Annotated in this window: 15 protein-coding genes and 1 tRNA gene; 3 read left to right on the top strand and 13 right to left on the bottom strand. The window is 62.3% G+C overall.

From position 1 onward, the window contains the following. Positions 1 to 480: 480 nt before the first annotated feature. The 4 genes from NKH13_RS04050 to NKH13_RS04035 all read right to left on the bottom strand — a co-directional run bounded on the left by NKH13_RS04050 (position 481) and on the right by NKH13_RS04035 (position 3,456). Positions 481 to 969, bottom strand: coding sequence for an NUDIX hydrolase (locus tag NKH13_RS04050; protein ID WP_352714638.1), 489 nt, complete (start codon positions 967 to 969; stop codon positions 481 to 483). Positions 970 to 1,166: 197 nt separating this feature from the next. Next, entirely contained in the window at positions 1,167 to 1,667 is a 501-nt protein-coding gene (gene gpt / locus NKH13_RS04045; protein WP_023674762.1) for a xanthine phosphoribosyltransferase, read from the bottom strand. 128 nt (positions 1,668 to 1,795) lie between these two features. Continuing rightward, positions 1,796 to 2,629, bottom strand: a complete 834-nt coding sequence (locus NKH13_RS04040; RefSeq protein ID WP_352910809.1) for a universal stress protein — start codon at positions 2,627 to 2,629, stop codon at positions 1,796 to 1,798. Between the two features lie 77 nt (positions 2,630 to 2,706). Next, positions 2,707 to 3,456 carry a competence/damage-inducible protein A gene (locus NKH13_RS04035; RefSeq protein ID WP_352910806.1) on the bottom strand — a complete coding sequence of 250 codons (750 nt, stop codon included), beginning with the start codon at positions 3,454 to 3,456 and terminating at the stop codon, positions 2,707 to 2,709. Positions 3,457 to 3,605: 149 nt separating this feature from the next. On the opposite strand from NKH13_RS04035, the gene NKH13_RS04030 reads away from it, so the two are divergent. Beyond that, positions 3,606 to 4,592: an alpha/beta fold hydrolase gene (locus NKH13_RS04030; RefSeq protein ID WP_352714631.1), complete on the top strand. Its 987-nt coding sequence runs from the start codon at positions 3,606 to 3,608 to the stop codon at positions 4,590 to 4,592. A 38-nt stretch (positions 4,593 to 4,630) separates the two neighbouring features. Here NKH13_RS04030 and NKH13_RS04025 read toward each other — a convergent pair whose 3' ends face one another. From NKH13_RS04025 to NKH13_RS03990, 8 genes are all read right to left on the bottom strand, one after another. Then, positions 4,631 to 5,524: a carbohydrate ABC transporter permease gene (locus tag NKH13_RS04025; RefSeq protein ID WP_023717433.1), complete on the bottom strand. Its 894-nt coding sequence runs from the start codon at positions 5,522 to 5,524 to the stop codon at positions 4,631 to 4,633. 1 nt (position 5,525) lies between these two features. Continuing rightward, complete coding sequence (locus tag NKH13_RS04020; RefSeq protein ID WP_376705884.1) at positions 5,526 to 6,377, bottom strand: carbohydrate ABC transporter permease; 852 nt, start codon at positions 6,375 to 6,377, stop codon at positions 5,526 to 5,528. A gap of 188 nt (positions 6,378 to 6,565) precedes the next feature. Next, entirely contained in the window at positions 6,566 to 7,891 is a 1,326-nt protein-coding gene (locus tag NKH13_RS04015) for an ABC transporter substrate-binding protein (RefSeq protein WP_352714629.1), read from the bottom strand. Positions 7,892 to 7,924: 33 nt separating this feature from the next. Beyond that, on the bottom strand, positions 7,925 to 9,010 hold the full coding sequence (locus NKH13_RS04010; protein WP_352910801.1) for an ABC transporter ATP-binding protein: 1,086 nt from the start codon (positions 9,008 to 9,010) through the stop codon (positions 7,925 to 7,927). A gap of 163 nt (positions 9,011 to 9,173) precedes the next feature. Continuing rightward, a complete protein-coding gene (locus tag NKH13_RS04005; RefSeq protein WP_023674770.1) occupies positions 9,174 to 9,413 on the bottom strand; it encodes a DUF2188 domain-containing protein in 240 nt (79 codons plus the stop codon). Between the two features lie 28 nt (positions 9,414 to 9,441). Beyond that, the gene (locus NKH13_RS04000) at positions 9,442 to 9,750 is read right to left on the bottom strand and encodes a DUF982 domain-containing protein (RefSeq protein ID WP_352714625.1); all 309 of its coding nucleotides are present in this window, start codon (positions 9,748 to 9,750) and stop codon (positions 9,442 to 9,444) included. Positions 9,751 to 9,812: 62 nt separating this feature from the next. Beyond that, positions 9,813 to 10,130, bottom strand: coding sequence for an SH3 domain-containing protein (locus NKH13_RS03995; protein WP_352453483.1), 318 nt, complete (start codon positions 10,128 to 10,130; stop codon positions 9,813 to 9,815). Positions 10,131 to 10,238: 108 nt separating this feature from the next. Then, entirely contained in the window at positions 10,239 to 11,342 is a 1,104-nt protein-coding gene (locus NKH13_RS03990) for an NADH:flavin oxidoreductase/NADH oxidase (RefSeq protein WP_352714623.1), read from the bottom strand. 153 nt (positions 11,343 to 11,495) lie between these two features. On the opposite strand from NKH13_RS03990, the gene NKH13_RS03985 reads away from it, so the two are divergent. Next, positions 11,496 to 12,074, top strand: a complete 579-nt coding sequence (locus NKH13_RS03985) for an NUDIX domain-containing protein (RefSeq protein WP_023674774.1) — start codon at positions 11,496 to 11,498, stop codon at positions 12,072 to 12,074. Between the two features lie 65 nt (positions 12,075 to 12,139). Here the strand turns inward: NKH13_RS03985 and NKH13_RS03980 are convergent. Further along, positions 12,140 to 12,225: transfer RNA gene (locus tag NKH13_RS03980), tRNA-Leu, on the bottom strand. A 279-nt stretch (positions 12,226 to 12,504) separates the two neighbouring features. Between NKH13_RS03980 and NKH13_RS03975 the strand changes: the two genes are divergently transcribed. Continuing rightward, complete coding sequence (locus NKH13_RS03975; RefSeq protein ID WP_352714620.1) at positions 12,505 to 12,957, top strand: cupin domain-containing protein; 453 nt, start codon at positions 12,505 to 12,507, stop codon at positions 12,955 to 12,957. Positions 12,958 to 13,241 lie beyond the last annotated feature (284 nt).

Genomic DNA, 13,241 nt, shown 5'->3' with positions numbered 1-13,241 from the left:
GTCCCTCAAAACTGAAAACTTTTTGTAACGCCCTCGATCGAGGGAAATTCACATTATCTAGCGTCGAACCTACCTGCAAACACTAAATATAGTGTTAACAGACAATTTATTCAAGTCCGACAATCCTCCCCTTTCGCCACCCAAGGCTTCAAAATCCCACGCCTTCGCCGGCCTCGTAAACAGGCGGGAATGCGGATCAAAACGCACATATTCCGGGAAAAAGACCGGCCTCGAAACTTTTCCGGTCGCACTCTCAACAGGAGCGCATGGCCTATAAAAGGCGACTCGTTTTGCGGCGTCAAGGATTCGTTTGCGTAGCTTTTATGACCCCAACATCTTGTGTGTCACATATGTGGATAACGGGGATAGAAGCGCGCGCTGATTCAGTTTTTTATGGCTTGTAGCCACAAGCCTGGTGCCGACGCTCGAAGGCCCTTCGCCGCAGCGAAGACCATGCCGACTCGGAAGCCATGTGCCGACTCAGTTGAAGCGATGCGGGTCAGCACCGAAATGAGCGATGATCTGGCAAAGGTCGGGCTCGTTGACCATGCGTACCGCCTCGGCGGCGCTGACCCATTTGCGGATGCGCGCCCGCTTTTCCTTCCACCGGTCGGCGACCTTGTCGACGTGCAGCGGGAATACCAGCACCTCGCACGGCACTTCCTCGCCGGACGCCAGCACCTTGGCATAGAAATAGCGGCCGGCCTCGTGATGCGAGATCGTGCCGCGCAGCCCGGCTTCCTCGCCGGCTTCGCGCGCCGCCGCCTCGCAAAGCGGCTCCTTTGCTTCCGGCCAGCCCTTGGGAAGCACCCAGCGGCCGGTGTCGCGGCTGGTGATCAGCATGATCTCGACGCCGTGCCCGCTATCGCGCCAGGGCAGCGCTGCAACCTGCAGGCGACACGGCGCCGTACCGAAGAGTCGCCGGACCCTTTCGGCCAGATGGTTATGCGTCGTTGGCCTCGTCAACATCGGAGAAGCTTGCCCCAGCTCCCAGAATCATTTGCCGTCTCGTGAATCTTACGGCTAATCATAAGCAATGAAAGTAAAAAACTTCATATCGACTTGTTAACTACGCCAAGAGGCGTAGATTCAGGAAATATCGTGCGCGACGGCACTTTTTCAAGGAGTGTGCGCCAGTGCGTTCCGAAGGGAACACCTTGCGCGAATCAGCCGGCGTGGTCGTCGGCGATTGGCTTCTGGTAGGTGAAGCCCATGTCCCAGGGAAAATAGATCCAGGTGTCCTGGCTGACCTCGGTGACGAAGGTGTCGACCATCGGCCTGCCTTTCGGCTTGGCATAGACGGTGGCGAAATGCGCCTTGGGCATCATCGCGCGCACGATGCCCGCCGTCTTGCCGGTGTCGGTGAGGTCGTCGATGATCAGCACGCCGGCGCCATCATCGGCGAGCAGCGCCGGCGTGACCTCCTTCAGCACCTGCAACTGCCCCTGGCTGGTATAATCGTGGTAGGAGGCGACGCAGACCGTCTCGATGATGCGGATGCCGAGCTCGCGCGATATGATGGCGGCCGGAACCAGGCCGCCGCGCGTGATGCAGACGATCGCTTTCCATTGCCCCTTGTTGGCGCCGGCAAGCCGCCAGGCGAGCGCGCGCGCATCGCGGTGGAACTGGTCCCAGGAGACCGGGAAGGCTTTTTCGGGCAGGGACATCTTTCGCGCACTCCGCAAAGCGCGCATCGCGCGCAGACACTATGGAATGCGCGCGGAATTAACTGGAAAGGCTTGGCCTTGGCAAGGGGAGTGGCAAAGCGATTGTCCTGCCAGCGGTCCCTACGAACTTACCGCGACAGGAAAGCCGCCACCGGTGCGGTGCGCAGCACCGTTCGCGTCACTCCGCCGAACAGCAGCTGGCGCAGCCAGGAATGGCTGTAGGCGCCGAGCACGAGCAGGTCCGCACCCGATTCGGCGACCCTGGTCTGGATGATGTCGTCGACCGAGGCGCCGCCGGACCTCAGCACCGAGACGCTCACGGTCGCGCCGTGCCTGGACAGCGAGGCGGCGATCTCGGCGCCGGCCGTTTCCGGCGCCTCGTCGAGCGTGTCCGGCGGGTCGATGACGATGATGTCCGTCTTCTCGGCCTCGATGAGGAAGGGCAGGGCATCGAAGGCCGCGCGCGCGGCCTCCTTGCTGCCGTTCCAGGCGAGCAGCACATGCTTGAAGCTGGTGACGAGGGGGCCCAAATGCGGTACCACCAGCACCGGCCGGCCGGCATCGTAGACCAGCGTGTCGACGTCGGCGCTCGGGTCGCTGCCCGATTCGCGCTGGGCGGCGATGATCAGGTCCGCGGTGCGAACGGTCGAGATGCCGGTCAGCGCACTGTCGCCGGAAAAACTCTCGAGACTGCGCCACTCGAACGACAGGCCGGAATTCTCGATGCGCTTGTGAAAGGCGGCCTGCAACTTCTCGGCGCGCTCCCGGTTCATGTCGGCGGAAACCTGCAGGAACTCGGTGTCCGGAAAGCCGGTGGCCGAGGTGTAGGGCACGGGCAGCGCCTCGGCATGGATGCCGATCAGATGGCTCTGGAATCGGCTGGCCAGCGGGATCGCGCAGTCGAGGACGCGTTCGGCGTCCTGTTCATTCTGCAATATGGCGACGATGGTCTTGAAGCGCATGGCAATCCCTCAGTTTTACGGCGATCCCACTCGTGACAAACGTCACTGCGCGATGCTGGTTCCGTCAGGCCGGCCGATCAGCCCACTCTGCTTGCCCTGGTCAAGCTCGCCACCATAGCCTCTACGTCGGCGCGTGCCGAGTCCAGCGCCTGCTGGCTGCGGGCGCGCACCACCAGTTCGGTCCAGAATTTGCCGTCGCCATATTTCGGGTAGGAGCCGATGATCGTGTCCGGATGCTCCTTCTGGATGTCGCCCAGCGGGCCGCCGATCAGGCCTTCGCCGAGCGGACATTCCACGGTTGCCGACAGCATTTTGGTGCCGGCCCGCAACGTCGGCACGACATTGTCGAGCATCGCCTGGAAAATCGCCGGCACGCCGGCCATGACATGGACGTTGCCAATGCGAAAGCCCGGCGCAACCGACACCGGATTGTCGATGTGGTCTGCCCCGCGCGGCATCCGGGCCATGCGCTTGCGCGCCTCGGTGTATTCGATGCCGCGGGCAGCATAGCTTGCTTCCAGCAGGGCGTAGGCCTTGGCGTCGTATTCGCATGGCACGCCAAAGGCCTTGGCGATGGAATCGGCGGTGATGTCGTCATGCGTCGGGCCGATGCCGCCGGTGGTGAAGACATAGGTGTAGCGGGCGCGCAGCGCATTCACCGCAGCGACGATCTCGTCTTCCTCGTCCGCAACGATACGCACTTCCTTCAGGTCGATGCCGATCGCCGTCATGATGTCGGCGAGGTGGCCGATGTTCTTGTCCTTGGTGCGGCCGGACAGAATCTCGTCGCCGATGACGAGCATGGCGGCGGTGACGATTTCGGTCATGGCAGGCTCCGGCAACGGGTCGCCTGAGATAGCGCGGGGAACGGCCGGCGGCAATGCCGCCAAACCACGGATCCACCTGTACCACCTCCCTTGCAGTGGACCCTTCGGCGGGTGATGCTGCGTGCCGGTTTGGGGCCTTGAGCAAGAACATGCCGTTATCGATTCTTCTATGGCTGCTTGGCGTGCTGTTTTTGCTGGCGCTCGTCATGGCAGCCTATCCGTTTCTGGCGACGCGGCGGATTGCGGCGAAAGCCGAAAAGCTGGTGCCGGCCAGCGGTAAATTCATCGAGATCGACGGCAACCGCATCCATTATGTCGAGACGGGCGAGGGGCGGCCGATCGTCTTCCTGCACGGCCTTGGCGCGCAGCTTCATCATTTCCGCCACAGGCTGTTCGGACGCTTCGGCCCGAACTATCGGCTGATCGCGCTCGATCGTCCGGGTTCCGGCTATTCGGTGCGGGCCGGGGGCGCCAGCGGACGGCTGCCCGAGCAGGCCGAGATCGTGCGGCGCTTTATTGAGGCGCTTGGGCTGGAAAAGCCTCTGGTCGTCGGCCATTCGCTGGGTGGCGCCATCGCGCTGACGCTGGCTGTCGAGCATCCAGAGGCGATTTCCGGCATCGCCTTGCTGGCACCGCTGACCCATCTGGAGCTGGACGCGCGCGAGAAGTTCGGCCCGCTATACGTCAAGTCGCCGCTGCGGCGCCGGATCATGGCTCATACGATGGCGATCCCGGCGGCTTTCAAATACGCAGAGCGCACGCTGGCCTTCATCTTCGCGCCGCAGGCGACGCCGGCCGACTATATGGTCGAGGGCGGCGGCTGGTGCGGGCTAAGGCCAAGCCATTTCTACGCAACGTCGACCGATGTCGTGGCCATCGAGCAGGATCTTGGCCGCATCGAGCAACGCTATGGTGAGATCACCATGCCGGCCGGCATTCTGTTTGGTGCTTCCGACATCGTTCTGGGCATCGATATCCATGGCTGGCCGGTGATGGAAAAGATCAGCGGGCTCGATTTCGAGCCGGTCGAGGGGCTTGGCCACATGCCGCAATTCGTCGAGCCGGAACGGGTCGTCGCTTTCATCGAACGCATTGCCGACCGCGCATTTGCGCCGAAGTCCGACACCGGCAGCTGACACCCTTCCGGGACCTCGCGCATTCCTCACCATGTCGGCTATTCCTTCACGGCTCCGGTCATCGAGGAAACATAGTGCTCGACAAAGAACGAATAGAGCACCACCACCGGCAGCGAGCCGATCAGCGCTCCCGCCATCAGCGCCCCCCATTCATAGACGTCCGAGCGCACCAGCTCGGTGAGCACGCCGACCGGCACAGTCTTGTTTTCGGACGACTGGATGAAGGTCAAGGCGTAGATGAACTCGTTCCATGACAGGGTGAATGCGAAGATGCCGGCGGAAATCAGGCCCGGCACCGACAGCGGCAGCACGATCTTGGTGAGGATCTGCCATCGGCTCGCCCCGTCGATCAGCGCGCATTCTTCCAGCTCGAACGGGATCGAGCGGAAATAACCCATCAACAGCCATGTGCAGAACGGGATCAGGAAGGTCGGATAGGTGAGGATGAGCGCAAAGGGCGTGTCGTAAAGTCCAAGGTTGAACACCATCACCGACAGCGGAATGAACAGGATCGAGGGCGGTACGAGATAGGCGAGGAACACCGCGAGGCCGACCTGCCGCGCCCCGGAGAACCGCAAGCGTTCGATCGCATAGGCAGCGAACACCGCAGCCAGCAGCGACAGGAACGTGGCGGCGGTCGAGATGATGATCGTGTTGAGCAGCCAGCCCGGATAAGACGTCTCGAAGAGCAGATAGCGGATATGCTCGAGCGTCGGATGCACCACCCAGAACGGATTGAAATTGGCGTAGTCGGTCATCTCGAGATTGGGCTTAACCGCCGTGATCGTCATCCAGTAGAACGGAAACAACAGCACGATGACGAATATCAGCAGCGGCAGGTAGACCGTCACCACGCGGCGCGGCACACTCTGCAGGTAACCCATGCCGCCTTCGTCGAGTTCAGGGCGTTTGCTCGTTTCGATCGCGGTCATGTCAATCTCCGCCGCCCTGCTGCCATTTGCGGCGTTGCAGGCCAAAGTAGCTGAACAGGATCGCTGCCAGCAGGAACGGGATCATGGCGACTGCGATCGCGGCGCCTTCGCCAAGCTGGCCTCCGGAAATGCCGCGCTGGAACGACAGCGTCGCCATCAGATGCGTCGCGTTCACCGGCCCGCCGCGGGTCAGCACATAGATCAGCTGGAAATCGGTAAAGGTGAACAGCACCGAAAACGTCATGGTGATGGCGATGATCGGCGTCAGCAGCGGCAGCGTCACATAGCGGAACAATTGCCAGCGGCTGGCGCCGTCGAGCGTGGCGGCCTCGTAGAGCGACTGCGGAATCGTCTGCAGGCCGGCAAGCAGCGTGATCGCCACGAAAGGAATGCCGCGCCAGACATTGGCGGCGATGACCGAAGCCCGCGCATTCTCCGGATCGCCGAGGAAGTTGATGCGATGGTCGATCAGGCCCATTTCCATCAGCGCCCAGGACAGGATCGAGAACTGCGAATCGTAGATCCACCAGAAGGCGATCGCCGACAGCACCGTCGGCACCACCCATGGCAGCAGGACGATCGCGCGGAAGAACGACTTGAACGGCAGGTTCTGGTTGAGGATAAGCGCCAGCCACAGGCCGAGCGCAAACTTCAGGATCGAGGCGCTGATCGTGTAGAGCAAGGTGTTGAAGACGGAGAGCCAGAAGACGGCGTCATCCCACAGATATTCGTAGTTCTCGATGCCGATGAAGATGCCGGGGCGGCCGATGCGGGCATCGGTGAAGCCGAGCCAGACGCCGAGCCCGAGCGGATAGGTCAGGAAGACCAGCAGCAGGGCCGCCGCCGGCAGCATGAAGCCGAAGCCGAGCGCGTTATGACTTTCAGACACGAACGTCAGAATGCGCGACAGCGTCGACCGGCGTGGCTGAGCGGCAGCGGAGGTCACGGCCATGGGTCGGCTCCTCTAAGGTCCCATTGATCGGCCAGGCGGCCATGCGCGATTCGAAGCCGGGCAGCCATGGCTGCCCGGCTGAACCCGGCTCAAACGCGATAGTAGCGGTTTGCGCGCTTCTCGGCTTCTTCCATCGCTTCTTGCGGCGTCGCCTGGCCTGTCACCGCCTTGGCGAACATGTCGACCAGCACATAGTCGGCCATGGTCGCAGCCGAGGCATAGCCGAGCGGGCCGGCATAGCCGTTGGGCCGCAGCGTCGCCGAGGCCTTGGCGTAGGCGGCATTGTTCGGATCGGCCGTCCACACCGGGTTGTTGTCGAAGGCTTTGAGCGTCTGGCAGCAATAGCCCGCCGAGGACGTGATCCATTGCGACATTTGCGGATCCTCGAACATGAACTGCAGGTAGGCCTTGGCCGCGTTGGGGTAGGGCGTGTAGTCGAAGATCACGGCCGTGGTCACCTGGAACAGCTCGACGGATTTCCCCACCGGACCGATCGGCAGGTTGGTGGTGCGGATGTCCTTGACCATCTCGGTCAACTTCGGATCCTTATCCTTGTTGATCTTGGCGGTGTTGTAGGCCGAGATGCCGTTGGCGATGACGCTCAATTCGCCGGCCAGGAAGGCGCGGTTGTTGTTGACGTCGAGCCAGCTTTCGGTACCGGGAATGAAGGTCTTGTAGAGCTCCTGCGCGTATTCGATCGCCTTGAGCGTCTCGGGGCTGTTGATCGTCACCTTGCCGCTCTCGTCGACCATCTGGCCGCCATGGCTCCATAGCAGCCAGTGGGCGTAGTTGTTGCCGTCGCCGACGCCGTGGCCATGCGTGAAGCCGGCCGGGTGTCCCTTCGCCTGCAATGCCTTGCAAAGCTCGAGCAGGCCTGCCGTGTCCTTCGGAAATTCGGAGAAGCCGGCCTCCTTCACCCAGCTTTCGCGATAGACGATGGCATTGCCGATGGTCGCCAGCGGCAGGCCGAGGAACTTGCCTTGCCGCGTCGCATATTGATGCGGTCCGTCGTACCAGCCGCCATATTTCGAGCCGAGATATTCGCCCAGCTCCGTCACGTCGTGCAGCTTGTCGGGATATTGGTGCGGGTCGTCGAACCAGACGAACATCAGGTCCGGGCCGGAGCCGACATTGGCGGCGACCGCCGCCTTGGGGCGGATGTCCTCCCAGCTTTCCTTGTCGACGCGGACCTCCACACCGGTCGCTTCGGTGAAGCGCTTGGTGTTGGCCAGCCATTGATCCTCGTCGCCCTGCACGAAGGGCGACCAGCGCAGCAGCCTGAGCTTGGCGCCGTCCTCGGGCTTGTATTTCAATCCCTCCTGGGCAAAGGCGGGAGAGCCGATGAGCCGGCTTCCCAAGGCTCCCGCCGCCACGCCGGCGGTGGTGCGGATCACGTCGCGTCTGGTGAATTTCATGCTTGCTTCCTCCTGCTTATTGTCCTTGCCGTCCTACTGCTCGATGGGTGTTTCGAACCGCTGTCCGGTTTTGCCGTGAAAGAGATGGATGAGGCCAGGTTCGGCCGTAAGCCAGATGGTTTCGCCCGGCGTGAAGGAATGGCGTTCCCGGAAATTGGCGACGATCTCCTCGCCGCCGGCGGTGCGGCCGATGAGCTGCACTTCGGACCCTGTCGGCTCGACCACCACGACGGTGACCGGAATGCCCTGGTGGTCGGACAGCCGTAAATGCTCCGGCCGTATTCCCAGCACGACCGGCTCACCATTGCCGATGGAAAGTGCCGACGCCAACGGGACTGAAATCCCCCCGGCGCCGCGAAACGACGGCGAGCGGTCGCTTACGATCTCGCCCCTCAGCATGTTCATGGCGGGGGAGCCGATGAAGCTGGCGACAAAGAGGTTGTTCGGCCGGTCGTACAGCTCGAGCGGCGGCCCGATCTGCTCGACGATGCCGTCATGCATGACGACGATCTTGTCGGCCATGGTCATCGCCTCGATCTGGTCGTGGGTGACGTAGACCGTCGTCGTCTTCAGGCGCTGGTGCAGTTCCTTGATCTCGGCGCGCATCTGGACACGCAGCTTGGCATCGAGATTGGAGAGCGGCTCGTCGAACAGGAAGACCTGCGGATCGCGCACGATCGCCCGGCCCATGGCAACGCGCTGGCGCTGGCCACCGGAAAGCTGGCGCGGATAGCGGTCGAGCAGCGGCACCAGTCCCAGGATTTCGGCCGCGCGCCGCACGCCGGCATCGCTCTCCGTCTTGGGAACGCCCTTGAGCATCAGCGAGAACGCCATGTTCTCGGCGACCGTCATATGCGGGTAGAGCGCATAGTTCTGGAAGACCATGGCGACGTCGCGCTCCTTTGGCGCAACGTTGTTGACGACACGTTTGCCGATCGCGATCTGGCCGCGCGAGATCTTTTCCAGGCCGGCGATCATTCTGAGAAGGGTCGACTTTCCGCAACCCGAAGGACCGACCAGCGTGACGAACTCGCCGTCATTTATATCGACGCTGACCCCGTGCAGGACCTCGACGGTCCCAAATGATTTGTAGACATCGCCGATTGCGACAGACGCCATCGATCTCCTCCCGATTGATTCCTGCAACGACTTCGAAGGAAACCGCTTTCCTGCCTGGCCCGCGACAGCGCCAGGCTCCTCCCCGGTCACGCGCGATGTGAGACGGTAGCGCTACCAAACCGACCTGTAAAGCACGCCGGCATCACCTGGATATCGACACACCCTAATCCGAAACCTCGGTCTGCGGCCGGTCGCGGCCGTCTGCGAGCTCGTCGTGCCATTTGCCGTCGGCGTCCTCGTACTGGATGCCGTCGGTGTTGCCGGCGACCTGCTGTTCGGCGGAAGCGATCTCGGCGGCGCGCAACGCGTCCTGATGGGTAGGGAACGTTTCGGAGAATGTCGAGCCGACCTTGTAGGCCCAGCCTCCGTCATGCTCGACGATCTTGTAGGTCAGTTTCGCCATGAAACCCTCCGGTTGAAAGCCCGTTGCCTCAATGCAGCCTGTCGTCGGCCAGTCTGTCGTCGGCCAGTCTGTCGTCTGGCAGCCTGTCGTCTGGGACCAGCACGTCCGATTCCCTGGCGGCTTCGATCAGTGCCCGGCGCGCATCCGCCGTCGAACGATAACCTTCCAGCACTTTTAGGCAAGTGTCGAGGGCATCACGATGACGCGGCCCGCGATTGAGTGGCCAGACCGTCATCAGGCACTCCGCCGCCTCCTGGGCGCTGCGGATATGGCGATACTTGCCGACATGGCCGAGTTCGACCACGACCGGCTTTTCAAATGGCTTGCTGTCCATCATCGCCGCCAACGCGGAGCGGCCGATTTGGTTGCAACTGCTATTTTAGCTCAGGCGAAAATAGCTCAATAGCCGCAGTCGTTGCGCAGCCAGCGTGCATTCGCCCAGCCGGTGCGGCCGCCGAAATCGACCTTGTACCAGTTTCCGCGGCGATCGAAGATCTCGGTTTGGTCGCCGTTGAACAATTGCCCGATCATACGCGACGACGAGTTCGGCCGGGCCCGAACGGCGAGAAAGCCGCTTCCCGTTGCCAGATTGTAGTGCCTGGAAAGACCGTGCACCGTACCTTCGCAATATTGCGCCCCGGCCGGCGTCGATGAGGCGAACGACAGCCCGGCCACAACCGCGGCGGCAGCCGCAATGGAAATCCCCCTGAACGACATGTCCCTGCTCCCCCAACCCGCCGCGCCCAGCCGCGGCCCCGGCTACTCTACACCGGCAGAGGATCAAAGCGAAGCTATGGTGCCCTGTCCAGCGAGACGAACCCGCCGTCAGTTCACCGCCTTCATCCAATGCTGCATCGTCGTAACCGAGCGGGCAAGCTGCGGCGCCGGGTGGATTTTTTCACCGAAGGTGGCCGCGGCGCGCCAGCCCCAGCGCGGATCGGCAAGGAAGGCGCGCGCCAGCGCCACCATGTCGGCGCGCCCGTCGGCAACGATCGCCTCGGCCTGTTTCGGATCGTCGATCAGGCCGACGGCCCGCGTCGGGATGCCGACGGCCTTGCGCACCGCTTCGGCCAGATGCACCTGGTAGCCGGGCCCGGACGGCAGCTTCTGCAACGGCGAATTGCCGCCGCTCGAGCAGCAGAGATAGGCGACGCCGGCTTCCTTCAGCGCTTTTGCCACTTCGATCGCATCCTGGACGTCGAAGCCGCCATCGACCCATTCCTTGATCGACAGGCGCGCGCCCAGCATCAGCCTGGGCACCGCCTTCTTCACCGCCTTGGCGATCTCGACGGCGAAACGCATGCGGTTTTCCAGCGAGCCGCCCCAGCGGTCGGTGCGCCGGTTGGAGAGCGGCGACAGGAACTGGAAGATCAGATAGCCATGCGCGGCATGCAGCTCGATGAAGTCGAAGCCGGCGCGCTCGGCCCGCTTTGCCGCTTCGGCGAAGCGTTCGATGATTTGCAGGATCTCGTCGTCCTCCAGCGCCCGCGGCACCTGCCAGCCGGTGTCGTAGGCGATCGCCGACGCCGACACGATCGGCCACGGGTCCTGATCGGCGGTCAGCGGTCCGCCGCCTTCCCAGGGTTTGCGGTTCGACGCCTTGCGGCCGGCATGCGCAAGTTGCGTGCCGAATTTCGTGCCCGGCGCGGCGACCCGCTTGGCTGCATCCAGCGTGCGTCGCGCCGCCGCCTCGTTGTCTTCGGAATAGAGGCCGAGGCAGCCATGCGAGATGCGGCCGCGCCGTTCGACCTCGGTCATCTCGACGGTGACCATGCCGGCACCCGACATCGCCAGGTTCATCCAGTGATAGAGGTGCCAATCGCTGGCCGAGCCGTCCTCGGCCGAATACTGGCACATCGGCGCGACCGCGATGCGGTTGGGGAAGGTGAGGCCATCGAGGGTGATCGGCTGGAAAAGCGATGAGGTCATAAAAAACTCCGCGAAGGGTTGCCGCTATTTATGCAGCCGATTGTGCCAGCGCCAGACACGAGACGGTGAACCGGTGCTCTGGACCAATAGCTGGCCGGATTGCACGAACCGCCATTCGCGGCTACGCCTTGCCGCGGCAGCAGGGAGTCCACCATGGAAGATCGCATTCGCATCCGCTCGGAGGAAGTCCTTTCCGACGAATGGGCGGTTTTGAAAAAGACCGTCTTCGACTACCGCCGGCGCGACGGCAAATGGGAAACGCACACCCGTCAGACCTACGATCGCGGTGACGGCGCGGTGATCCTGCCTTTCGATCCCGACCGCTCGACGGTGCTTCTGGTGCGGCAGTTCCGCTACCCTGCCTACGTCACCGGCCACAAGGAGCCGCTGATCGAGGCCTGCGCCGGTCTGCTCGACGAAGACGATCCCGAAACCTGTATCCGCAAGGAGGCCGAGGAGGAACTCGGCTACCGCCTGAAGGACGTGCAGCGGCTGTTTTCGCCCTATATGAGCCCCGGCAGCGTAACCGAGCGGCTCTGGTTCTTCGTCGCCCGCTATTCGCCCGCCGATCGCATTTCCGACGGTGGCGGCGCCCATGACGAAGGCGAGGACATCGAGGTTTTGGAAATGCCGCTCGACGAGGCGCTGGCCGGCATCCACGACGGTCGGATTATCGACGCCAAGACGATCATCCTGATCCAGCATTTGAAGCTGAACCCGATCGGGAGGTGAGGCGGCCAGAACCGGGTCGAGCGGTCTGGTCTCCAGTTACGAAGGGTATCAAACGAAGACCAATCTGGTGCGGACGACGGGAATCGAACCCGTACGATCAGAGATCGAGGGATTTTAAGTCCCTTGCGTCTACCAATTCCGCCACGTCCGCAGGCCAGCCCTTTTCAGCCGGCAGCCAAAGGCCGTCAAGCCGTCTTCTGCCGTCGACAAATCTGGCACTGGAAGCTAGCGAGGGCCTATTACCTACAGAGATACAAACAAAATCGTTTCACCTGGAAAGTTTTTAGCGGCAGCTTCCGCGGCTACCGCGAATGCGCGTCCCCCGTTCGCAGGATGCGTTGAGGCGCTCCGCCCTGATAGACTCGAATTGGCAAGGGGATCGGCGCGCCGATACTCGACGCCGTCCTCTACGAACCACTGGGAGATTGTCATGCTCAAGCTTGCCACTGCCCTGGCACTGCTGCTTGTTGGGACGGCGCCTCTGTTTGCCGATGACATGCCGATGAACGCCAAAGACATCAAATGGGCTCCTGCGCCTGCTGTCATTCCCGCTGGCGCTGAAATGGCTGTTATCTCTGGAGATCCCTCAAAGGACGGCGCCTATGTGCTGCGGTTGAAGACACCCGCCGGCTACAAAATTGCCGCACATAATCATCCCACCACGGAATACGTAACGGTGCTTTCCGGCAACTTCCATATTGGAATGGGCGATAAGCTCGACGAGGCGAAAGGTGTCGAACTGACTGCTGGCGGCTTCGGCGTCGCGCCGGCCGGAATGAATCACTTCGCCTGGACGACAAGCGACACGATTATCCAGGTTCATGGCGAGGGGCCATTCAAGATCACCTACGTCAACCCGGCGGACGATCCGAGCAAAAAGTGACAGTTCGGGATCGAATTGATTGAACCGGCTGAAGGCTCGAACGATGGGGTGCGTCAAACTCAGCGACCGTCGATTCAGAAGATCCGCTAACGCGGCGAAAGCTGATTGGCCGCAACGGAATCATATTCCGCTTGGGCCATTTTGCCATGAATGGGGCCAAAACAAAAAACCCGCCTCGGGAGGCGGGTCGTTGGAGCCAATTAGCACCATAACCAAATTAGTAGCATAGCTGCCGGCACAAAGCAAGAACAAAGTTGCTCCTTCAGCGTTGGAACGCGGCTTTA

This window comes from Mesorhizobium sp. M1348 (assembly GCF_040317925.1).
GTDB lineage: Bacteria > Pseudomonadota > Alphaproteobacteria > Rhizobiales > Rhizobiaceae > Mesorhizobium.
The sequence above is the reverse complement of the archived record's forward strand: the minus strand, read 5'-3'. Positions and strand labels throughout refer to the sequence as shown.

Bases quoted from the DNA above. Each gene is read 5' to 3' on its own strand.
- NKH13_RS04050 (WP_352714638.1), bottom strand. From the start codon at position 969: ATGTTGACGAGGCCAACGACGCATAACCATCTGGCCGAAAGGGTCCGG.
- NKH13_RS04015 (WP_352714629.1), bottom strand. From the start codon at position 7,891: ATGAAATTCACCAGACGCGACGTGATCCGCACCACCGCCGGCGTGGCG.
- NKH13_RS04020 (WP_376705884.1), bottom strand. From the start codon at position 6,377: ATGCTGCCGGCGGCGGCCCTGCTGCTGGTCTTCCTGACCTATCCGCTC.
- NKH13_RS04025 (WP_023717433.1), bottom strand. From the start codon at position 5,524: ATGACCGCGATCGAAACGAGCAAACGCCCTGAACTCGACGAAGGCGGC.
- NKH13_RS04035 (WP_352910806.1), bottom strand. From the start codon at position 3,456: ATGACCGAAATCGTCACCGCCGCCATGCTCGTCATCGGCGACGAGATT.
- gpt (WP_023674762.1), bottom strand. From the start codon at position 1,667: ATGTCCCTGCCCGAAAAAGCCTTCCCGGTCTCCTGGGACCAGTTCCAC.
- NKH13_RS04030 (WP_352714631.1), top strand. From the start codon at position 3,606: ATGCCGTTATCGATTCTTCTATGGCTGCTTGGCGTGCTGTTTTTGCTG.
- NKH13_RS04010 (WP_352910801.1), bottom strand. From the start codon at position 9,010: ATGGCGTCTGTCGCAATCGGCGATGTCTACAAATCATTTGGGACCGTC.
- NKH13_RS03975 (WP_352714620.1), top strand. From the start codon at position 12,505: ATGCTCAAGCTTGCCACTGCCCTGGCACTGCTGCTTGTTGGGACGGCG.
- NKH13_RS04040 (WP_352910809.1), bottom strand. From the start codon at position 2,629: ATGCGCTTCAAGACCATCGTCGCCATATTGCAGAATGAACAGGACGCC.
- NKH13_RS03985 (WP_023674774.1), top strand. From the start codon at position 11,496: ATGGAAGATCGCATTCGCATCCGCTCGGAGGAAGTCCTTTCCGACGAA.
- NKH13_RS03990 (WP_352714623.1), bottom strand. From the start codon at position 11,342: ATGACCTCATCGCTTTTCCAGCCGATCACCCTCGATGGCCTCACCTTC.
- NKH13_RS04000 (WP_352714625.1), bottom strand. From the start codon at position 9,750: ATGATGGACAGCAAGCCATTTGAAAAGCCGGTCGTGGTCGAACTCGGC.
- NKH13_RS04005 (WP_023674770.1), bottom strand. From the start codon at position 9,413: ATGGCGAAACTGACCTACAAGATCGTCGAGCATGACGGAGGCTGGGCC.
- NKH13_RS03995 (WP_352453483.1), bottom strand. From the start codon at position 10,130: ATGTCGTTCAGGGGGATTTCCATTGCGGCTGCCGCCGCGGTTGTGGCC.